This window comes from Cytobacillus firmus, from assembly GCF_023715565.1.
GTDB lineage: Bacteria > Bacillota > Bacilli > Bacillales > Cytobacillaceae > Cytobacillus > Cytobacillus firmus_C.
This window is the reverse complement of the sequence record NZ_JAMBOJ010000066.1, coordinates 1-21,246: the sequence shown is the minus strand read 5'-3', so window position 1 is coordinate 21,246 and position 21,246 is coordinate 1. Positions and strand designations below refer to the sequence as shown.

Genomic DNA, 21,246 nt, shown 5'->3' with positions numbered 1-21,246 from the left:
GCCATGTATGGTTTTAGAATTGTTGATAAACTTCAGAAGATAAATGAAGATATTAAACAGGATCAGCTGAAATACCATCACAAGCGTGTAATGGTCAGCAAGGAATTCACTTTTGATTCCGCACACCATCTGCATTGCTATGAAGGAAAGTGCAAAAACCTGCACGGCCACACCTATAAGGTGATTTTCGGCATAAGCGGGTTTGTGGATAACAGAGGGTTAATGATTGATTTCGGGGATATTAAGGAAATCTGGAAAAAAGAGATTGAAATTTTTCTCGACCACAAGTACTTGAATGAAACACTGCCCCCAATGAATACGACAGCTGAGAATATGGTTGTGTGGATTTATGAAAAAATGGCGGAAAGCCTGTATAACAGAAAAGAGCAATATGACGGGGCGAGAGTAGAATTTGTGCGCCTTTTTGAAACTCCTACAAGCTATGCGGAAGCCAGAAGGGAGTGGATGGAGGTTGAGTAAAATTCCTGTTCTGGAAATCTTCGGGCCGACTATTCAGGGGGAAGGAATGGTGATCGGCCAGAAAACGATGTTCGTTCGAACCGCTGGGTGTGATTATTCCTGCAGCTGGTGTGATTCCTCCTTTACCTGGGATGGAAGTGCGAAGGATAGCATCCGCCAGATGGAACCGGATGAAATTTGGAAGGAGCTAAAAAAAATCGGCGGGGATGGATTTTCTTTTGTAACCATCTCAGGCGGTAATCCGGCTCTTCTGAAAAATTTGGGTGAATTCATTTCTCTGCTAAAAGCTGAACGAATTAAGCTCTGCCTGGAAACACAGGGAAGCCGCTGGCAGGATTGGTTTTATGAAATTGACGAACTGACATTGTCCCCAAAGCCGCCGAGTTCAGACATGAATACCGATTTTGAAGTGCTTGATCTGATCGTGCAAAAGCTGCAGGCTGGAAGAAGGGAAGATCAGCAGTTCTCTCTGAAGATCGTTGTTTTTGATGAGGAGGATTATGAATATGCAAAAGGCGTTCATAAGCGTTATCCCGGTGTTCCGTTTTATCTGCAGGTTGGGAATGATGATACGGTAACAGCAGATGACCGGAATTTACTCCAAAGACTCCTTGATAAATATGACTGGCTTATTGAAAAAACGATTCATGACAATGAGTTGACAGATGTTAAAGTCCTTCCGCAGCTGCATACCTATGTATGGGGCAATAAGCGGGGAGTATAGCAGAGGTGATCCCGCATACAAGATGCGGGGTTATTTTTGTATAGTAATTGCAATATATGACAGATTTCGGGCAATATATGATATTATACGTTTGAACTTAACAAGGCCTACGTGCTGTAAATTTCTATAGATAGGGAGAGTTAGATGACAGAAAACACCATTATCCGTTTTAATTCGGTGACAAAAAAATATGATAATGACCCGCCAGTTTTAAAAGATGTCAGCTTTGAAGTTGAACGCGGGAAGTTCTATACCCTGTTAGGGCCATCGGGCTGCGGGAAAACGACGATATTGCGGCTGATTGCCGGCTTTACTGAACCGTCTGAAGGGGATATATATTTTAATGGGAAAATCATTAATCATGTTCCTGCCAACAAAAGACAAGTAAACACCGTTTTCCAGGACTATGCCCTATTTCCGCATCTTAATGTATTTGAAAATATTGCATTCGGCTTAAAAATCAAAAAAATGAAGAAAGCGGAGATTGAGAAAAAAGTAAAAGAAGCACTGAAGTTTGTAAACCTTAAAGGATATGAAAACCGGGAAATTAAAGAAATGTCAGGAGGTCAGCGCCAGCGTGTAGCCATCGCAAGAGCCATTGTCAATGAGCCTGAGGTCATTCTCCTGGATGAGCCTCTATCCGCACTTGACCTGAAGCTGCGGACCGAAATGCAATATGAGCTCAGGGAGCTGCAGAGGAATCTTGGCATCACGTTTATATTCGTTACACATGATCAGGAGGAAGCACTGGCCATGTCAGATGAAATCTTCGTGCTTAACAGCGGAAGCATTGAGCAGAGCGGTACTCCAACTGATATTTATGACGAGCCGATCAATCGCTTTGTAGCTGATTTTATTGGTGAATCCAATATTGTTGCGGGAACGATGATCAAGGATTATCAGGTCCAGTTTGCCAGGAATTTATTTGAGTGTGTTGACGGAGGCTTTGAACCCAATGAAGAGGTTGAGATCGTGATCCGGCCTGAAGATCTCGCTATTACAGCCCCGGATGATGGGAAGCTGAAGGTTAAAGTTGACTCCCAGCTATTCAGGGGAGTTCATTATGAAATCAGCTGCTATGACAGCGATGGCAATGAATGGCTCGTCCATTCAACCAAAAAGGCGACCGTTGGGGATCAAATTGGTCTTTATTTCGACCCTGAAGCGATTCATGTCATGAGGCATGGTGAAACTGAAGAGGAATTTGATAAGCGATTAGAAGCTTATGAAGAGGGAAGCCATGAGAACTAATTCCCGCAATTTTTATTTAATTCCTTATGTGCTTTGGATTGCCCTCTTTGTTGTGACGCCTTTGCTGCTTGTTTTGTATTATTCATTCTTTAATATTGAAGGGCATCTCACACTGGAGAATTATCGGAAATTCTTTACGCCAGTTTATTTAAAAATGACTCTAAGCTCCTTTTGGTACGCTTTTTTAATTACGTTATTTTCTTTGCTGATCTCATATCCGACGGCCTATTTGCTCACGAAAACAAAGCATAAACAGCTGTGGCTATTATTGATCATCTTGCCATCCTGGATTAATCTGCTTTTAAAAGCCTATGCTTTCCTTGGCATCTTCGGAACCTATGGCGCTGCAAACAGCTTTCTGGAAGCGGTGGGAATCGGCGGAAGACAAATCCTGTTTACGGATTTCAGCTTTATTTTTGTGTCGGTCTATATATTTCTTCCTTTTATGATATTGCCAATATTTAATTCTTTGGATGAATTGAACCCAACACTTTTGGATGCTTCTAATGATCTAGGTGGATCTTCCTGGGTAACATTCAAACGTGTTATCTTTCCATTGACACTGGATGGCGTGAAAGCAGGATGCCAGATTGTCTTTATCCCTGCTTTATCGTTATTCATGCTGACAAGACTGATTGCAGGAAACCGTGTCATCACTCTTGGAACCGCCATTGAGCAGCACTTTCTTGTAACACAGGATTGGGGAATGGGCTCTACCATTGCCGTCTTCCTGATTATTGCCATGGTGCTCATTATGGTGCTGACCGGCAGAAGAAAGCGGGGAATTCTATAATGAAAAAGAACAGGAAATGGCCGGCGTTTTATTTGGGTCTTATCTTTGTCATTCTATACGCCCCGATTTTTTATTTGATCTTTTATTCTTTTAATAGCGGTGGGACTATGTATCAATTCGAAGGATTTACATTGGATTGGTACCGGGAGCTGTTTAATGATACCCGATTGCTCATCATTGTCCTGAACACGGTGATTATTGCCCTTTTATCGGCAGCTATATCAACCATTGTTGGAGTGGCCGGGGCACTCGCCATTTCTTATGCACGAAAACGCAGAGTGAAAAACACGCTGCTTTCATTAAATAATGTTCTGATTGTCAGTCCGGATGTTATTATTGGTGCGTCGTTTTTAATTCTCTTTACGATGATCGGACTTAAGCTTGGCTTTATATCTGTTTTACTGGCACACATTGCCTTTAGTGTTCCGATCGTTGTCCTGATGGTATTGCCTAAAATTGAAGAGATGAGCACTTCAATGATTTATGCAGCCATGGATCTTGGGGCCAGCAGGTTGGATGTGTTGACTAAGGTCATTCTCCCTTATATCACACCAGGGATATTCGCCGGCTTTTTTATGGCCCTGACCTATTCCCTTGATGATTTTGCCGTCACTTTCTTTGTAACAGGAAATGGATTTACCACTTTGTCTGTTGAAATTTATTCGCTGGCAAGAAGGGGAGTTTCATTAAATATCAATGCTTTATCCGCTTTGCTTTTCCTATTTACCATCATTCTGGTAACAGGCTATTACTTTATTACAAAGCGCAATGAGAAGCCGAATGGAATGGGGGTAAGGCAATGAAGAAGCTCATTCAGGCACTCGCCGCCGTATTAATCGTTTCATTCGCCTTGTTGTACATCGTTTCCGGGCTGAATACCTCCCAGGGCTACACAAGCAGCAATACATTGACCATTTTTAACTGGGGCGATTATATTGATGCAGAACTGGTGGATAAGTTCGAACAGGAAACAGGCATAAAGGTCATCTATGAAACATTCGATTCCAATGAAGCGATGATGACAAAAATTGAACAAGGCGGCACAGCCTATGATATTGCAGTCCCATCAGAATATGCGATTGAAAAAATGAAAGAGGAAGACCTGCTGCTGCCGGTTAATCATTCAAAAATTCCGAATCTGAAATATATTGATCAGCGTTTTATTGACCTGCCTTTTGATCCCGGAAATGCATATTCGATTCCCTATTTTTGGGGCACAGTCGGGATTCTTTATAACACCGATATTTTAGGTGATAACAAGATCACGAACTGGAATGATCTATGGGATCCTGATTTAAAGAACCAGATCCTCTTGATCGATGGGGCAAGGGAAGTAATGGGCATGGCGCTCAACAGTCTTAATTATTCTCTTAATGACAAGAATAAAGGCCATTTGATCGAAGCAAAAGAAAAGCTCGATCACCTTACACCTAACATTAAGGCCATTGTGGGTGATGAAATCAGAATGCTGATGGAAAATGATGAAGCCGGTATTGGCGTGGTCTGGTCCGGCACGGCCCAGGAGCTTATGTGGGAGAAAGATAATCTGGAATATGTAGTTCCTGAAGAAGGATCCAATCTCTGGTTTGATAATATGGTCATCCCTAAGACTGCCAAAAACCCGGAAGCAGCACACCAGTTCATGAATTTCATGCTTGACCCGGAAAATGCGGCTCAAAATACAGAATACGTCGGATATTCAACGCCAAATAAAGAGGCACTGAACTATATGGACGAAGAAACAATCTCAGATGAACGCTTTTATCCCGATGAAGAAATGACAGCACGGCTGGAGGTTTATGAGAACCTCGGAAAAAAGATGCTTTCTTATTATAATGAGCTCTTCCTTGAGTTTAAAATGCATAAGAAATAGGGAACTGCCAGGATTCATTCCTGGCAGTTTTTGTTTTGGAACAGATTCATGGATCTGGGGAATGCTAGCGCAAAGGAGGATGAAAAAATGAATAGATACTTCATCATATTTGTATTGATTTTTTCGTTCGGAAGCGCAGGAACTCCCATAAGTGCTGCTTCTCAAAAACCTGAATTGGCCATTGTTATTGATGATCTAGGGAACAATATGAAGGGAACAAAAGAAATGATGGAACTGCCGGTAACCTTGACGGCTGCCATCATGCCTTTTATGCCAACGACAAAAGAAGATGCAGAACTGGCAAATAAAAATGGGCATGAAGTAATCGTTCATATGCCAATGGAGCCGAAAAGAGGAAAAAGGAGCTGGCTTGGGCCGGGAGCCATCACAACAGATTTAACAGATGAAGAGATCCGCAGCAGAGTAGAGAGCGCCATAAAGGAAGTTCCCCATGCAGTCGGCATGAATCATCATATGGGTTCAAGAGCCACTGAAAATGAACGGGTTATGAGAGTTGTCCTTGAAGTATGTAAAGAACACGGATTATTTTATCTTGACAGCAAAACAACCGGAAAAAGCGTCATCGGCAAGCTGGCAAATGAAATAGGTGTTCCGTATGTCGAAAATAACATTTTCTTCGATGATATATACACGACAGCACATATTACCCAACAGGCTGACAGACTTGCTGAAAAACTGGTCAAAAACGAACGCATTATTGCAATCGGCCATGTTGGCATCACAGGTACAAAGATGGTTAGTGTACTAAAAGAGTATATACCTGTATATAAAGAGAAAGCCCAAATTGTCCCACTGTCAGAATTGATTCCTGGCTACGATCTTATTGATGAAGGACCGTAAAAATAAAAGCTGCAAGCCCTGAACGGTCTGCAGCTTTTATGGTGTGTGTGAAAGTGGTCTAGTGGTGGTACAGGTGCCTGTCACCTATACAGGTGGCCGCCCACATTCCGGTCTGGTTAGTCCCGCAACGATGGCGTTTAGAAGAGGTGGGCGGCCGTGAATATAGTATATGCAAAGATGGGAAAAGGATGCAAAGAAAGAGCCATTGAGTTACGGGAAGTTTGTTGAATTTTATTTTGCTTTTTCCACATGGGTTACTGGCAAGTTGGCTGTATAATAATAAAATACTTTTTGAATAAAAATATGCTTCCTATGTGTAACCTAATATTGTAACGCAAATAAAAACTGCGGCAATGTTTTTCTTTTTTACACTAAGGGTATTTATATAGTAAACACGACAGGAAGGAAGGAATAGCATGCTTTGGACTATTGCAGGTATTCTGCTTGTATTATGGATTTTGGGATTAATATTCAAAATTGCAGGAGGCATCATTCATATATTACTGGTAATCGCAGCGATTATCATTGTGGTCAACTTTATTAGAGGCCGCGCATCCGGCAGGGGATAAATGAAAAAAGCCTTCATTTTTATGGAGGCTTTTTTCAGTGGTATGTTTATTCTAAAGTTTAGAAATCAGGTTTCCTTTACATGCTGTCTTTCAGTTCCGTTATGGAATGAAGGGCTCAGAACCTCTTCAGAAGAGTAATATAAAGGAAGAGAGATCGTAAAGGTTGTGCCTTTGCCCGGAGTACTATCGATTAAATATTTTCCTTTCAATCGATTGATAATATCAAAGGATATCATCAGCCCTAAACCGGTTCCTTTTGTTTTTGTCGAATAGTAGGGCTGTCCGAGCATTCGAAGTGTTTCATTAGACATACCGACACCTTCGTCTTTAATTTGTATATCTGCAGTAGTATTTTTTTTGTAGGCTGAAATCTCCAGAACCCCTCCGCCAGGCATTGCTTCTATACTATTCTTCAATAAATTGATAATTAGTTGTTTCATTTCATTTGGGTTACCAACAATATAGATTCCTTCAAAAATGCTTGTCTTTATTTCAACCTTTGATAATAATCCATAAGGCCGCATAAAGTCAGCCACTTCTAATAATAATTCAGAAAGATAAACCTTCCTAACAGCAGCAGTATCCGGGCGTGCAAGTGAAAGAAAATCATTTATAATATGATTGGTTCTATCCAGCTCTTCCAAAGAAACTTTAATAAACGTCTTTTGATTGCTAGTAAGATTTTTTTCATCCTTCATCATTTGCAAGAAACCTTTTACAGTAGTCATCGGATTTCTAATTTCATGGGCGACTGACGCAGCCAGCTGACTGATTGCATTGATTTTTTCTGCACTTTTCACCTTTTCCATTATTTCCTCCTGAAGAAGATTCATTTCGATCAGATAAATAATCATGGAAAGAGTTACGATCGAAACTGCTGAAAACAATAATAAATACACACCTTCTTCTTTTAAATCCGTTTGAAGGAAGATTAGGTACCTTGTAATGGTGATCGGAAGATAAAATAATGCAGCAATACTGACTTTTTGTCCGAAAGTTCGGTTCTTATAAAATTTTCCCGCAAAGTAAAAGAGAATTGAAATAATAGTATAATTAATTAGGGCGAACCAAATTTCTTCAGGCGAAAAAAACCCTTTAATAGAAATTAATATAAAAATGGTAAAGAATCCTGCAAAAGAGCTAATATAAAAAAACGCAACAAAAATAGGAATAAATTTCAAATTAAAAAATTGACCACCCGTAATTTCCACCGGAAAAGCCATCGTCAGGAAGAGGGCCATTATTAATACAGATAAAAACGGTACAGATGTCTTCCTTCGTCCACTCCAATGAGAAGAAATTTTATGAATAAAAGGAATCAGCATCATTATCAAAAAGTGAAAAATCAGGTCAGCAATAAAGTCATTCAAAAGTACCATTCCTCCAAATATTATCTATATTAATAATTAAACAAAAGAGAGGAATAATCCTTTATATAAAAGCATTTAATTGCTTTTTTAATTAAAAAAATATTATACATATTTATATTTCTCATGACCTATTAACACATAAAAAAAAACCGGCCACAGAGGACCGGTTTCACATTACGCAATAACTATTTCAGCTTTTAATTCTCCCACGATTTCCTGTACTTCTCTGCCTTCCAGTGTTTCTTTCTCCAGAAGAGCCTCTACCAGGAATTCAAATTGCGGCTGGTGATTCGCAATAATTAACTCGCATCTATCCAAGGCTTTCTGGAAAAGATCCTGCATTTTCGCTTCTTTTTGGCCTTTGTTGAAAGTAAGCTCAAATCCGTTATCAAGCAGTCCGGTATCAACCATTTGCTCGATGATATGCTTCGCTTGTTTAACATCGCCGCTTACCCCAATGCTGTGTTCGCCAAGGATCATCCGTTCTGCAACCCCTCCAGCGAGTATCATGGATACCTGGTCAAGAAGTTCACTTGTTGTTGATAAATGAAGTTCTTTTTGGATAGGAGCTACGTACCCTAGTGCTTCGCCGCGCGGAATGATGGTTGCTTTCCGGACGGAACCCGGTTTTGTTAAAGCAGCCACTAAGGCATGACCTGCTTCATGAATGGCAACCCGCTGCTTCGTTCCCGCATCCTGTAAAGCCCGGGTGGTAGTTCCCAAAATGGTGCGGTCTAGCGCATAATCCAAATCTTCTTTAGAGATAATCTCCTGTCCGTTGCGGACTGCTCTACGGCTTGCCGTTTCAAACAGGGAATGAAGATCAGCACCTGAAAAGCCGGAAGTACTTTCTGCAAGGTCGCTAAGAGTTGTCATGACATCTTCAGCCAGCAGCCTATTTCGTGTATGAATATTTATGATCTCCCTACGGCCCTTGGTATCAGGAAGAGGTACATTGAAAGAAAAGTCTATCCGTCCAGGACGAAGGAAGGCTTCGTCAAGCATATCCTTCCGGTTCGTAGCGGCTATAAATAATACTCCATCATTGGAATGTCCGCCGTCCAGCTGAACGAGCAGTTCAGTTAACGTTTTTTCACTTTCTTCTCCGCCATGCTGCTTTCTTCGTCCTGCAAGTGCATCTACTTCGTCAATAAAGACGACGGCAGGAGAATGCTTTCTGGCATTTTGAAAAAGGTTTCTGACACGGGATGCTCCGACACCGACAAATAATTCGTTGAACCCTGAACCGCTTGTCGAGAAGAATGTAGCTCCCAGCTCCTTTGCAATGGCCTGAGCCAGCATGGTTTTACCCGTTCCGGGAGGTCCGTATAAGAGAATTCCCTTCGGTGGTTTAATCCCCATTTTTAAAGATCGCTCAGGTTCTTTTAAAATGGAGAGAGTCTGCATGATTTCCTCTTTCATTTCTTCCTGGATACCGCCAACATCTTCAAGCGAAATAGTAGGCAGGGCTTTAGGTTTCGAGACACTTTGCTTCATTGTATTTGTAGCGCCCATTCCGCCTTTTCCTGATTTAAACAGGTAAATTCCAACGGCTATGAACAAAAGGACTACACCGACCAGAAGCCAGGGGGTTAGAGGTCCTGTATTTGCGAACGAATATTGTATATTATAGGTTTCTACTAATTTATCAACCATCTCGCTGTTGGGAGGCACGTGAGAGATGTACTCACCGTCAGGAGCTGTTATCAGAAGTTTTCCATTTTTATATTCCTGTACTGCAACAGTCTTTCCATCCTGGGAAGCTATAATTTTTTCCACAGAAGAGAACGGAACAGTCACATCCTTTTTTCCTGCTTGTACGGTCCAAATAACCGCCGCCAAAATCACCGTGACTACCAATGCAATAGAAATAATCGTCGAAGGCTTCTTAAGACGTGATTTCAACTCTTTCCCTCCTCATTGAACATATCTACATTATAAAAAATTAAAATTGTTAAATACAGGGTTTTATACTTTTTAAACGTTGTAAATTATGGAAAAATAATTATATTTTTTACAAAGTGTGCTACAACAGCGTTCAGACGCCAATTATATGTGAAAAAAATGTGACATTGGTGGAGAAAATAAATTTTTTAGAAACATAATTAATTGCAAAACCATAAAAATGGAAACTGAATGTGAAATAGTTAATAATAGAATCTGTGAAAAAAATAGGGGAAGGTGTAAAGATGGCTCAGCAGGATTTTACAAAAGGAAGCATACTCAAACAGCTCCTGATATTCTCAACTCCCATAAATGCTCACTAATTTCCTGCAGGTTTCCTACCAATTTGTAGATAGTCTGTGGGTTGGGAATTTGCTGGGGGCTGATGCATTGGGAGCCGTCGCAGTTTCAGGCGCTGTAATCTTTACAGTACTTTCTTTTATCATCGGCATAAACAATGCTGCGTTAACGATTTTATCCCAGCAAAAAGGCGGAGATCAGGCAGAGGGCCTAAAACGGTATTTAAATGCCTTTACGGTCATTCAGACCATTTTGTCAATGGTTCTTGGAATAGCCGGCTTTCTGCTTGTGGAAAGAATTCTGGCCTTCATGGGCACACCAGCGGGAATGGCAAGTGATGCTGCATCTTATTTGCAGATTAACTTCTTTGGTATTCTGTTTTTATTCGGGTATAACTTTATAGGAACAGTACTAAGAGCACTCGGAGATAGCAAAAGCCCTATGTACTTTGTGCTGATAGCTGTCGTGTTAAATGCTGTCCTCGATCCTCTTTTTATATCAGCTTTTCAGCTTGGCATTGATGGTGCAGCTTATGCAACCATCCTTTCACAGGGAGTCGCCTTTATAATTGGAATGATATTTATACTCCGGAAAAAACTTGCTCCTTTTACGATTCCATCCTGGCCACATAAAGAGGAGGCTTCGCTGATCTTCAAGCTTGGCATTCCTTCAGGACTCCAAATGACTGTCATTTCAGCTGGTGTTATGGCCATAATGTCTGTCGTCACTTCCTTTGGGAGTGACGTAGTTGCGGGTTTTGGTGCAGCACAGCGGATCGACAGCATCATTATGCTTCCTGCGATGGCATTGGGGACTGCGGTCAACAGTATGGCTGGTCAAAATATAGGGGGAAATCAATGGGAAAGGGTGCATCAGATTGCGTTTTACGGAGTCATTTACAATCTTGGAATCATGTTTCTCATCGCCCTTGGGACGGTTTTATTCGCAGAACACGGGGTGCGCCTATTTATTAAAGATAAAGAATCAGTTAACTACGGCACTAAATATTTAAAGATCATAGCCTTTTTTTATCCGCTTCTGGGCATTAATTTTGTATTGAATGGTGTAGTTCGAGCTTCTGGTGCGATGTTCCAAGTGCTAATACTCAATATCATTTCATTCTGGATCCTGCGCTATCCCTTAACATTTCTATTTTCAAAGTTAATCGGTGATAAAGGCATAGCTGCTGGTATGGGTATCAGCTTTGCAATAAGCAGTTTCATCGCCTATATGTATTACCGCATCGGAAAGTGGGACAAACAGATTATGATAACCGAGGGAAAATAAATCCTTTTCACCATCATGAATTTCATATATACTAAAGTCGGATAATTCAATAACGTGCCACAAGGGGAGCATATCGCTGAGAGTGAACAGTTCGCTGTTCTGACCCTTTGAACCTGTTAGTTAATGCTAGCGCAGGAATGTGGAATGGTAGGCAGTTATAGCTTTCTGCCTGCTTGTTCTCCCTTGGGGTATCGTCACGAGACTAAAGGGGGATTTTTTTTATGAAGAAATTAAGGTTAATTGCAATGATAGAGGCTTCGTTCTTTGCTGCCTTTGCTATCATTCTTGATTTTCTGCCATCCATCAAGCTGTCGCCATCCATTTCCATATCTGCCGCCATGGTTCCCATTTTTATTCTGGCTTTCAGGTGGGGCTTTAAAGTCAGCTTCATTGCAGGACTCTTATGGGGTATTTTGCAGATTGCCATGGGGGATGCCTGGATTGCCACTCCGCTTCAAGCATTTATCGAGTATTTTGTGGCATTTGCCTGGATTGGATTTGCCGGTTTGTTTTACCGCGTAATCCAAAATCAGCTGCGAACAGGCAGCAAAAAGAAGGCATTGGCTTGGGTTGTCTTAGCCATATTTGCCGGAAGCTTAGCCCGATATTTCTGGCATTTCATAGCAGGTGTGCTTTTCTTCGGAAGCTATGCACCTAAAGGAATGTCACCGGTTCTCTTTTCCTTCCTGGCAAACGGCGCAACCATGCTCGGAGCGGCAATTATCTGCTCCATCCTGTGTGTATTAATTATTTCATCGGCACCGAGATTAATCCTTCGAAAATTAGATGATGAAAGTCTTCAAACTCACAAGAATGCTTCTTAATAATATCCGCCTCTCTGAAATATTTCAGAGAGGTTTTATACATATCGGCTTTGATTGATAAAAAGATGTATTCAGGAAGAATTATGGGACACGTCCGGTTTGGGCGATCCCGTTCCAATACCTTTAAAAGTGAGCTATTTAATATAATCTCACCAGTGTACTTGAAGTTTATTGCCATTTGGGTCATAAAAGTGGAAAAAGGCATGACCATTATCTTCTTTTATATCCTCGACCTTAACTTGATTCTCAATTAAGTGCTGATGAAATTTAGATAATTCTGGACTTGTAAACCCAATGCTAAATTCTTGTTCATTATGAATTGTAAAATGAGCAAAAGTTTCATCTTCGGTAGGAACTAAGATAAGTAAGAAAGGTCCTTCATTTACTTTTAAAATTGCAAGTTCTCCAGTATTGTTTAGTAACTGCAGCCCTAATACATCTCTATACCATTGAGCAGACAGTTCTAAATCTTTTACAGGAATTCTAAGATAATGTACTTGTTCAATAAATGATTTACTCAAAGAATTCTCTCCTTTATTTAATTTGGTATATCATAAATTCCTTTTATCACAGCTTTTTCCTTCCCGATTTTTGTTTAAGGCTCTTTTCGTATAAATTGTTGTTTTTCGCTTATCAATGGTGTCTGTTGATTGCAGTGAGAGGATGCTCAGCAAACCACGGGGCGGGCGGTGAGCCTCCTCGACGCTGCGCGTCTGTGGGGTCTACCTGTCCCGCTACTCCCGTAGGACGTCGAATAGGCTACCTTGAGTAGAAACCGCACGAAGAAAATACGAATGCATTTTCGAGGATCTCGCACCTTCCCTACAATCAACTCAGTAAATATAATATAAATAGCAACAAACTTTGCAAAACAGCCTTGTTTAAATACCTTTTACGGAACATAATCTTTCTAAACAAAGCCAATATATTAGGAAATTCCTTCTCAAAAGTGGGTATATTACTCAAAAAGGGGAGTGAAAACTTTGTCCGATACATTGCAGGGAAACATTATCACAGGTGTTTTTGATGAGGAAGCCAGTGCCTTTGAAATCCAGAAAGTAAAAAGCTTCAGTACCCAGTCAGTTCTTAACAAAAATCAATGTGAAACTCTTTATAACTATCTGTCCCTTCATGAAGAAGATGAGGGGGGGCAAATAATTACACTTTACGATCAAATGCCGCTCATGCTGACCCGGCAGGAAATAAGCAATTTGAAGAAAGATCTGGAGAACATTAAAAGGCTATATCATTAGAAAATCGCTTTGCAGCTTGCAGAGCTTTTTTTTGCACAAATCTTTTTGACAAATTTGTGACAAAAAGTTTGACAAATTTGTGAACGTAGTTAGAATATTAAATAAAGGAGATGGGGATATGACACTGCAACAGCAGCGCGTTTTGCATTTTTTCAGAAATAGTACAGCCGCAGGAATAATTTTAGGTTTTATTGTTTTTATTTCTAGTTTTTTTGTAAGCGGCATCAAAGGTGAGTATGTATTATCCATCGGTTTAAGCATTATGGTTTCTTCCATGTTGCTTTTCGGATTCGGATTTTTTATAAATGTAATGGAAGAAATGACAAAGGGAAGCAAGGGAATCAGACAATACAAATAAAACCGGCCTCCAATAGGAGACCGGTTTTTTGTTATTAATGAGCCGCATGCCCAGAAGTCAGGACCCAAATAGAACCCACTACAATAACGATAACCATAAATACTGCATATATCATATTGACTAAGTTTGTCTTGCCGTCCTCACCTTCTCGTAAGTGCATGAACATGAACAGCTGCATGCCTGCCTGAACGACAGCCAGGGAGCCGATGATCCACATAATCACTTTAAAAGAGAGGTTGGTATATAAAGCAATTCCTGCTGCTGCAAAAGTCAGCAGAAGAGAAACAACAAATCCAATGACATGGCTTATCGGAAAGCTTTTTGATTGATGATGTTCCATTTAAGCCACCAGTCCTTTCAGATAAACAAATGTGAAAATAAAGATCCAGACTACATCAAGGAAATGCCAGTAAAGGCCGATAATAAACGTTTTTCTTGCTGTAGTAGGGGTAAGGCCTCTTTTTACTAGCTGGATAATGACCATAGTAGCCCAGCCAATACCCAATGTTACGTGGGCTCCGTGTGTTCCAAGCAAAACGAATAAGCTTGAAAGGAACGCACTCGTCTGCATCGTTGCGCCTTCATGGGCATAATGGATAAATTCATTGATCTCCATGAACAGGAAGCCTGCGCCAAGAGCAAGGGTAATCACCAGCCAGGTGATCAGCCCTTTCAGGTTATGGCGGCGCATTTCAAAGATGGCAATGCCCATTGTAAAGCTGCTTGTTAAGAGGAGGATTGTCTGAATCATGACATCTTTGATGACAAAGATATCCTGATGTGTTGGTCCTCCAGCAAAGCGTTCATATAATACACCATATACTCCGAACAGAGTGGCAAATAGAACGATTTCAGCGCCAAGGAAAACCCAGAAGCCGAGAATATTCATGCGGTCCTGCTCAGTCTGATATTCAAGGGGCAAGGAAGTATCCACTTTAGCTGACATGATCGTGCACCTCTCCTTCTGTTTTTCTCCACGCATTTTCAATTCGATGGATTTCATCTTTCTTAACATGGAAGCCTTCATTGTAATCGAATGAACGGATGATCAATCCGGCAAAAATGCCGATCGCAGCGACAGCTGAACCAATGTGCCATTCAAATACTAAGAGGAAGCCTGCGATGCCAAAGATGACACCCATATAAATTGGAAGCCAGGAGTTGCTTGGCATATGAATCTCTTCAATTTCACTGTCATATAACGTTAAGCCTTCATTCTTTTTCTTCATGTGCCAGAATGGATCTAGAGATTTAACTTCCGGCAGTTTAGCAAAGTTATAGAATTGAACAGGTGATGCAGTAGACCATTCCAATGTTCTTGCATCCCATGGGTCGCTTGAAATGTTTCTGTCTGCATAGCGGATGCTCCAGTAAATGTTGTAGCAGAATACCGCGAATCCGGCAGCCAGAACGATTGAACCAATGGCTGAAAGCATGAATAGAGGTGCAAAACCAGATTCGGCAGAGTAAGTATAAGCACGTCTTACAGCTCCATTTAACCCAAGGAAAAACATAGGCATGAATGTTACATTAAAGCCGATTACAAATAGCCAGAAATGCCATTTGCCAAGTCTTTCATTCAGCATGAAGCCAAACATTTTTGGCCACCAGTAGTAAAGGCCGGCGAATACCGCAAATACTACACCCGGAATTAATACATAGTGGAAGTGGGCAACAAGGAATAATGTATTGTGATACTGATAATCCGCTGCACCCATTGCCAGCATGACACCGGTAACCCCGCCGATAACAAAGCATGGGACGAATGCAAGTGCCCAAAGCATGGCAGAAGTAATTTTGATGCGTCCTTTACGCATCGTAAACAGCCAGTTGAACATCTTAACTCCGGTCGGTATGGCTATCGCCATCGTCGTGATGGAGAAGAATGAGTTAACAGCAGGTCCTGATCCCATTGTATAGAAATGGTGAACCCATACAACCATACTTAGAAGCGCAATTCCAAGGATGGAGAATACCATCGACTTATAGCCAAACAATGATTTTCTTGAGAAGGTCGCAATAACCTCTGAGAAAATCCCGAAAGCAGGAAGGGCAACAATGTATACCTCTGGATGTCCCCATAGCCAGAACAGGTTAGCCCAGAGCATATCCATGCCTCCGCCGGATACAGTAAAGAAGTGTGTTCCATACAGACGGTCAAATGTCATTAATGCCAATGCGACTGTGAAAATAGGGAACGCAGCCACAATCAGAATCGATGTAACAAAAGTAGTCCACGTGAACATTGGCATTTTCATCAGTGTCATGCCTTTTGTTCTCATTTTTAAAATCGTAACGATAAAGTTAATACCTGTCATTAATGTACCGATACCGGCAATCTGCAGGGCGACTGCGTAAAAGTTATTGCCGATTCCCGGACTGAATTCCTTTCCTGCAAGAGGGAAGTAGGAAGTCCAGCCTGCATCAGGTGATCCTCCGATGACAAAGGAAATGTTGAATAGCATAGCTCCGCTAAAGAACAGCCAGAAGCTTAGTGCGTTCAGCTGTGGAAAGGCAACATCACGTGCACCGATCTGCAGCGGAATGACAACGTTCATTAAACCAATCAAGAACGGCATAGCCATGAAAAGAATCATGATAACACCGTGGGTTGTAAAGATTTCATTATAGTGCTGGGAATTCAGAAATTCCATTTCAGGCCGCGCTGTCTGAGCTTTCATCAGCAGGCCGTCCATCCCGCCGCGGAAAAACATTAATACCGCAGAGATGATATACATAATACCGATTTTTTTATGATCAACTGTAGTCAGCCATTCTGTCCACAGATAGTTCCATTTTTTTAAATAGGTAATCCCAGCCACTGCACCAATCATTGTTAGCAATATGGCAATCTGAGAACCTAGTATAAGGGGATCCCCAGTTATAAAAAACTCATCCCATTTAATGCCCACTATGGCCACCTCCATGGTTTTCTTCACTAGCATCATGGCCGCTTTCTTTGCCATGACCTTCAATTACATTCGGGTTCTCATTTTTATAATTATCGTCTTCTTCAAATGTCTTGCCCTGGTATCCATGTCCTCTGTAAAGTTCAGGATTTGTATAAGCCTTAGAGTGAGGATCTGCATGATTTACCCATTCCAGATGAGTATTTGAATATGTCAGTCTTCCTAAGTGAGTAGGCTTCAGCAGACCTTCATACTCTTTCTCTGTCAATTTAGGCGCTGTATCCTTAACATCTTCAACCCACTGATTAAAATCTTCCTCGGTTTGGGCAAGCACTTCAAATTTCATATCCGCATATCCGCGGCCATTAAAGTTTGTGTTCTGGCCTTCATATGATCCTGGATTATCTGCAACAAGATACAATTCTGTTTCCATTTTCGGCATGGTGTACTTCTGTCCGCCAAGTGCAGGCACCCAGAAAGATTGCATGGTGCTAGCAGAAGTCATTTTGAAAAGTACTGGACGATCTTCAGGGATATTTACATAGTTCACCGTCTCAATGCCTTCTTCCGGATAACTGAAAATCCATTTCCAGTCAGCAGATGTTACATGTATGGTGATAGGCTCTTTTTCTTCGTAGCCCTTTGGTGTTTCTTCCAGCGCATATAGTGTTTTTACGGTCGGAATCGTTAACGCTATAACAATTAAAATTGGAATCCCGGTCCAAATAATTTCAAGGAGTGTGCTCCCATGCTCCTCAGGTGGTTCATAATCCTTGTTCTCAGGTTTCTCACGGTATTTCCATACAATGTAGCCAAATAATCCAAATACGACTACTACAACAAGAAGCATCCAGATCAGGGACCAGTTAATTAATTCAGTAATGCTTCTTGCAACAGGGCCCTGCGGTTCAAACACAACCATATTACAGCCGCTGAGAATAAGCATCGGCAATATAGCTGTTAAAGAGAGCAGCATTTTCTTCATCTGATGGTTCATCTCCTTTAAACAAAAACTATTGTTAAATAATTCACAAATAATGTGCGTGAATTCACAAAGATGTCAAAAAAAATATGTCTGACAAAATTGCACATCCTTGAAACCCTTATTTAATTTAGTTATCACTGTGTAAATGATATTAACATAAGCAAATGTGAAAAGTTGTGACAAAAGTGGGAAGGAAATAAATGTAATCGATTTTAATTGCTTTTTATTTTCTATAAATAGCAATATAACAGCGTTTATACCCCCATAATTAACTATTGAACAACTTTTGAACTTTTTATTTAATGAAATTTTCTCCTTGAAACCGAACGGTTGCAACGCTTTTTCTTATTTATTGAAAAATACAGAATACTGCAGTAACATAAAGTACAAATAAAGAGAAACAGGGTGAGGACATGATTGATTTAAGGAGCGATACAGTCACAAAGCCGACTGAAGCGATGAGAAAAGCGGCTTATGAAGCCGAAGTTGGTGATGATGTTTATGGAGAGGACCCTTCAATAAATATACTGGAGGAAACGGCTGCTGAAGTGCTTGGAAAAGAAGCGGCACTTTTCGTGACAAGTGGAACACAGGGAAACCAAATTGCCGTTTTGACACATTGCCGTCCTGGCAATGAAATAATCCTCGAGGCAGAAAGCCATATATTTTATTATGAAAGCGGAGCCCCATCTGCATTTGCAGGCGTACAGACCAGAACGTTAAACGGCGCGAGAGGAGCAATAAATCCTGCTGATCTGGAGTATGCCATTAGGGGAGAAGATCAGCATTTTCCTGAAACAGGCTTGATTTGCCTTGAAAATACCCATAATAGAGCAGGCGGAGCAGTTGTACCTATAGATAATATGAAACAAATTCATCAAATTGCAAAATCCAATAATATTCCCGTACATATAGATGGAGCAAGATTATTTAACGCCGCTGCAGCACTGAACCTGCCGGCATCTGAATTGACAAAGCACTGCGATACTGTCCAGGTATGTCTATCCAAAGGGCTGGGGGCTCCGGTCGGATCCATACTGGCTGGAAACAGAGATTTTATAACAGCAGCCAGTAAATGGCGCAAAAGACTCGGCGGCGGTCTTCGCCAGGCTGGCATCATAGCTGCTCCAGGCCTTATTGCATTAACTCAAATGAGAGAACGTTTGGCAAAGGACCATGAAAATGCCCAATATCTTGCACAGCAGCTTGGAAATATAAATGGGATTGAAATTGTAAACCAGGTGGATACGAATATCATAGTGGCAGATGTGAAAAATCTAAAGATGATTTCATTAGAATTTGTTGAAAAACTAAAAGCGGAAGGAGTTCTTTCAGGAACCTTCGGGCCTAGTTATGTGCGTTTTGTTACCCATTATGATGTGAACAGAAACCAGCTTGAACAGGCCATTACAGCGATTCGAAAAACGGCTGATCAAGCTATATAATAAAACAAAAAACGCATGTCATCTGCCGGCATGCGTTTTTTTATTTAGAAATATCTCTGCAGCGGCGCAACAGTATAGTGCTGGGAATGATAGTGACTCGGATGCCAAATGCTGTGATAGGGATATCCCTGTAGAATAGGCTGCCACCAGGGACCATACTGTGGCTGGGAATATCCGTAATAATGGGCCCCATTCATGCCGGTAATAATATATTGCCTCAAAGAAACTCCTCCTTCTCATCTTTTATAAATAAATTATGCAAAGCCTTTTATAGTGGCATCTAAATGACTGCTCAATTTTCCCACCTATACTTTTCGTCTTACTCCGTATGATAAAAATGTAAAACTAACACTTTTTAAAGGAGAATAAGGCAATGTTATTAAAGAAAAATTTCTTCCTTGGTGTTTTCCTAATTTTAACTCTTGCTGCATGTAATAATACGCAGCAGGGAATGGATACAGAGATAACCGGGGATGACCTGCAAGAAATTAGCCAGGCTAATAATGTGAATGTAGATAGGGAAAGAAAGGGAACAGCTCCGCTTGAACTGCAAAAAGTAAATAATGGGTATCTCACAATTGACCCGAACTCTTACAGTACTTCCACTCCAAGCGGCGAATTTCCTCATAGCCAAGTAACAGAAGATGGCGGAATGCCAATCGTTCAGTTTGGAGGCGAAGAGCTAAATGAATTGATAGAAGGCGGACCGGCTGGGGAACAACCTGCTCAGCCAAATACCCAGGAGGGCCAGCAGCCGCAAGCACCTGCAGAAAACCCTCCACCGGAAGGGAATGGACAGGCTCCTCAAGCAGAAGAGGAGCAAACACAAGCTGCGCAAAATGATGAAATAAACGATTTTGAATCAAAAGTAATTCAACTAACAAATGCAGAAAGGGAGAAAAATGGACTTAACGCTTTAAAATCAGATAAACCACTTTGTGGCGTCGCACAGGTTAAATCAAATGATATGAAAAAGAAAAATTATTTTTCCCATACAAGTCCAACGTATGGTTCACCATTTGATATGATGAGGGACTTTGGGGTAAGCTACAGCACCGCTGGTGAAAATATTGCGATGGGACAGCAGACACCTGAACAAGTGGTTCAAGCATGGATGGAAAGTGAAGGACACCGGAAAAATATATTAAACGGCAGCTTTACACATATTGGTGTAGGTTATAAAGAGGACGGATCTTACTGGACTCAAATGTTCATAGCAAAATAAAGGAAATCGGCTTATTAGCCGATTTCCTTTTTATTGATTATAGGTTCAAGTTGACTCTTTATATCATCAAGCAATTGATGGATCGTGAGTTCCTTATCGGATTGCCCTTTATTGAGAGCAGCTTCCAAAAGCTTTTCAAAATCACTAAAGTTAGATTTCATAATAGACACCTTCAAACAGCAATGTATTTTATGACTCTATACCCTTGTCAGGTTTTTTTAAAACTCACTATATACTATTAACCTTCCAGCTGCGGCGTGAGAAAAACTGAACAATCATTCAAAGTTTTCATAGCCCAAATGATTGATATTTCGAAAAGCCGGGTATTTATTACTAATAATTTTCTCGTCTGCCCCCATACCTGTCATCAGAACAGCGAATAGTATAGCAGGAAAGAGATCATAAATTATTATAGTGGAGGTCTGGTTATGAGATTGGTGCAATTGGATATTGATCTGCTATTGGACGCAACATCGGAAATTGCCGAAGAAGATCTTGGCTATATGATCAGACAGGTAGAAATTGATCATTTATTAGAATGCACCCAAGATTGGTAATATATATTGAACGAGGCTGGGACAAAACCCTCCTCTAAATTGAAAAAGCCGGTGAAATTTTACAATGAGTAAAATTTCACCGGCTTTGTTTATTTTGGGATTAAAATAAGGACCACTTCTGATAAAATAAAGTTACCACACAAAATTCTATCGGAAAGAAGGGTCCTTATGTTTAAGAATTATATCATGAATCAAATAGTTTTGCCTTTAGATTTAGAAGTGAAATTACAAAAAAATG

Annotated in this window: 23 protein-coding genes, 1 pseudogene and 1 riboswitch; of the genes and pseudogenes, 15 read left to right on the top strand and 9 right to left on the bottom strand. The window is 40.8% G+C overall.

Annotated features, from left to right (window positions below; all coding sequences use genetic code 11):
* Positions 1–3 precede the first annotated feature (3 nt).
* The 8 genes from queD to M3205_RS21005 all read left to right on the top strand — a co-directional run bounded on the left by queD (position 4) and on the right by M3205_RS21005 (position 6,551).
* On the top strand, positions 4–480 hold the full coding sequence (gene queD, locus M3205_RS21040; protein ID WP_251171671.1) for a 6-carboxytetrahydropterin synthase QueD: 477 nt from the start codon (positions 4–6) through the stop codon (positions 478–480).
* Positions 473–1,204, top strand: a complete 732-nt coding sequence (gene queE, locus M3205_RS21035; RefSeq protein WP_251171670.1) for a 7-carboxy-7-deazaguanine synthase QueE — start codon at positions 473–475, stop codon at positions 1,202–1,204. Before queD ends, queE begins: the two co-directional genes overlap by 8 nt.
* A 144-nt stretch (positions 1,205–1,348) precedes the next feature.
* Positions 1,349–2,455: an ABC transporter ATP-binding protein gene (locus tag M3205_RS21030; RefSeq protein WP_251171669.1), complete on the top strand. Its 1,107-nt coding sequence runs from the start codon at positions 1,349–1,351 to the stop codon at positions 2,453–2,455.
* Positions 2,445–3,248, top strand: coding sequence for an ABC transporter permease (locus M3205_RS21025; protein WP_251171668.1), 804 nt, complete (start codon positions 2,445–2,447; stop codon positions 3,246–3,248). Before M3205_RS21030 ends, M3205_RS21025 begins: the two co-directional genes overlap by 11 nt.
* Positions 3,248–4,051, top strand: a complete 804-nt coding sequence (locus tag M3205_RS21020) for an ABC transporter permease (protein ID WP_251171667.1) — start codon at positions 3,248–3,250, stop codon at positions 4,049–4,051. The genes M3205_RS21025 and M3205_RS21020 overlap by 1 nt, the downstream gene beginning before the upstream one ends.
* Positions 4,048–5,121: an ABC transporter substrate-binding protein gene (locus tag M3205_RS21015; protein WP_251171666.1), complete on the top strand. Its 1,074-nt coding sequence runs from the start codon at positions 4,048–4,050 to the stop codon at positions 5,119–5,121. Before M3205_RS21020 ends, M3205_RS21015 begins: the two co-directional genes overlap by 4 nt.
* 87 nt (positions 5,122–5,208) lie before the next feature.
* Entirely contained in the window at positions 5,209–5,982 is a 774-nt protein-coding gene (locus tag M3205_RS21010; protein ID WP_251171665.1) for a divergent polysaccharide deacetylase family protein, read from the top strand.
* A gap of 416 nt (positions 5,983–6,398) precedes the next feature.
* Positions 6,399–6,551: a lmo0937 family membrane protein gene (locus M3205_RS21005; RefSeq protein WP_206839702.1), complete on the top strand. Its 153-nt coding sequence runs from the start codon at positions 6,399–6,401 to the stop codon at positions 6,549–6,551.
* A 65-nt stretch (positions 6,552–6,616) separates the two neighbouring features.
* On the opposite strand, the gene M3205_RS21000 is transcribed toward M3205_RS21005, so the two are convergent.
* Together M3205_RS21000 and M3205_RS20995 are read right to left on the bottom strand one after the other, a co-directional pair.
* Positions 6,617–7,930 (bottom strand): ATP-binding protein, encoded by a 1,314-nt coding sequence (locus tag M3205_RS21000; protein ID WP_251171664.1) that lies wholly within the window; start codon positions 7,928–7,930, stop codon positions 6,617–6,619.
* Positions 7,931–8,095: 165 nt separating this feature from the next.
* Complete coding sequence (locus M3205_RS20995; protein ID WP_251171663.1) at positions 8,096–9,826, bottom strand: AAA family ATPase; 1,731 nt, start codon at positions 9,824–9,826, stop codon at positions 8,096–8,098.
* Between the two features lie 284 nt (positions 9,827–10,110).
* Here M3205_RS20995 and M3205_RS20990 point away from each other — a divergent pair.
* Both M3205_RS20990 and thiT read left to right on the top strand, forming a co-directional pair.
* Positions 10,111–11,452: pseudogene (locus M3205_RS20990) on the top strand (MATE family efflux transporter).
* Positions 11,453–11,504: 52 nt separating this feature from the next.
* A riboswitch (TPP riboswitch) is annotated at positions 11,505–11,607 on the top strand.
* 66 nt (positions 11,608–11,673) lie between these two features.
* Positions 11,674–12,276 (top strand): energy-coupled thiamine transporter ThiT, encoded by a 603-nt coding sequence (thiT, locus tag M3205_RS20985; RefSeq protein WP_251171662.1) that lies wholly within the window; start codon positions 11,674–11,676, stop codon positions 12,274–12,276.
* Positions 12,277–12,425: 149 nt separating this feature from the next.
* Here thiT and M3205_RS20980 read toward each other — a convergent pair whose 3' ends face one another.
* The gene (locus tag M3205_RS20980) at positions 12,426–12,797 is read right to left on the bottom strand and encodes a VOC family protein (RefSeq protein WP_251171661.1); all 372 of its coding nucleotides are present in this window, start codon (positions 12,795–12,797) and stop codon (positions 12,426–12,428) included.
* Positions 12,798–13,259: 462 nt separating this feature from the next.
* On the opposite strand from M3205_RS20980, the gene M3205_RS20975 reads away from it, so the two are divergent.
* Together M3205_RS20975 and M3205_RS20970 are read left to right on the top strand one after the other, a co-directional pair.
* Entirely contained in the window at positions 13,260–13,529 is a 270-nt protein-coding gene (locus M3205_RS20975; protein ID WP_251171660.1) for a hypothetical protein, read from the top strand.
* A 118-nt stretch (positions 13,530–13,647) separates the two neighbouring features.
* Complete coding sequence (locus M3205_RS20970) at positions 13,648–13,887, top strand: hypothetical protein (RefSeq protein WP_251171659.1); 240 nt, start codon at positions 13,648–13,650, stop codon at positions 13,885–13,887.
* 34 nt (positions 13,888–13,921) lie between these two features.
* On the opposite strand, the gene qoxD is transcribed toward M3205_RS20970, so the two are convergent.
* From qoxD to qoxA, 4 genes are read right to left on the bottom strand one after another with little or no spacing between them, the layout of a single operon-like run.
* Complete coding sequence (qoxD, locus tag M3205_RS20965) at positions 13,922–14,227, bottom strand: cytochrome aa3 quinol oxidase subunit IV (protein WP_251171658.1); 306 nt, start codon at positions 14,225–14,227, stop codon at positions 13,922–13,924.
* Entirely contained in the window at positions 14,228–14,833 is a 606-nt protein-coding gene (gene qoxC / locus M3205_RS20960; RefSeq protein WP_251171657.1) for a cytochrome aa3 quinol oxidase subunit III, read from the bottom strand.
* The gene (gene qoxB, locus M3205_RS20955) at positions 14,823–16,799 is read right to left on the bottom strand and encodes a cytochrome aa3 quinol oxidase subunit I (protein ID WP_251171678.1); all 1,977 of its coding nucleotides are present in this window, start codon (positions 16,797–16,799) and stop codon (positions 14,823–14,825) included. The genes qoxC and qoxB overlap by 11 nt, the downstream gene beginning before the upstream one ends.
* Entirely contained in the window at positions 16,789–17,781 is a 993-nt protein-coding gene (gene qoxA / locus M3205_RS20950) for a cytochrome aa3 quinol oxidase subunit II (protein ID WP_251171656.1), read from the bottom strand. The genes qoxB and qoxA overlap by 11 nt, the downstream gene beginning before the upstream one ends.
* Before the next feature lie 413 nt (positions 17,782–18,194).
* Between qoxA and ltaE the strand changes: the two genes are divergently transcribed.
* Positions 18,195–19,226, top strand: a complete 1,032-nt coding sequence (gene ltaE / locus M3205_RS20945) for a low-specificity L-threonine aldolase (RefSeq protein ID WP_251171655.1) — start codon at positions 18,195–18,197, stop codon at positions 19,224–19,226.
* A 44-nt stretch (positions 19,227–19,270) separates the two neighbouring features.
* Here ltaE and M3205_RS20940 read toward each other — a convergent pair whose 3' ends face one another.
* Positions 19,271–19,447 (bottom strand): hypothetical protein, encoded by a 177-nt coding sequence (locus M3205_RS20940; RefSeq protein WP_251171654.1) that lies wholly within the window; start codon positions 19,445–19,447, stop codon positions 19,271–19,273.
* Positions 19,448–19,599: 152 nt separating this feature from the next.
* On the opposite strand from M3205_RS20940, the gene M3205_RS20935 reads away from it, so the two are divergent.
* Complete coding sequence (locus M3205_RS20935) at positions 19,600–20,451, top strand: CAP domain-containing protein (protein ID WP_251171653.1); 852 nt, start codon at positions 19,600–19,602, stop codon at positions 20,449–20,451.
* A gap of 14 nt (positions 20,452–20,465) precedes the next feature.
* On the opposite strand, the gene M3205_RS20930 is transcribed toward M3205_RS20935, so the two are convergent.
* Positions 20,466–20,612: a hypothetical protein gene (locus M3205_RS20930; protein ID WP_251171652.1), complete on the bottom strand. Its 147-nt coding sequence runs from the start codon at positions 20,610–20,612 to the stop codon at positions 20,466–20,468.
* 267 nt (positions 20,613–20,879) lie between these two features.
* Here M3205_RS20930 and M3205_RS25690 point away from each other — a divergent pair, with 267 nt between their 5' ends.
* The gene (locus M3205_RS25690; protein ID WP_285886772.1) at positions 20,880–21,008 is read left to right on the top strand and encodes a hypothetical protein; all 129 of its coding nucleotides are present in this window, start codon (positions 20,880–20,882) and stop codon (positions 21,006–21,008) included.
* Positions 21,009–21,246 lie beyond the last annotated feature (238 nt).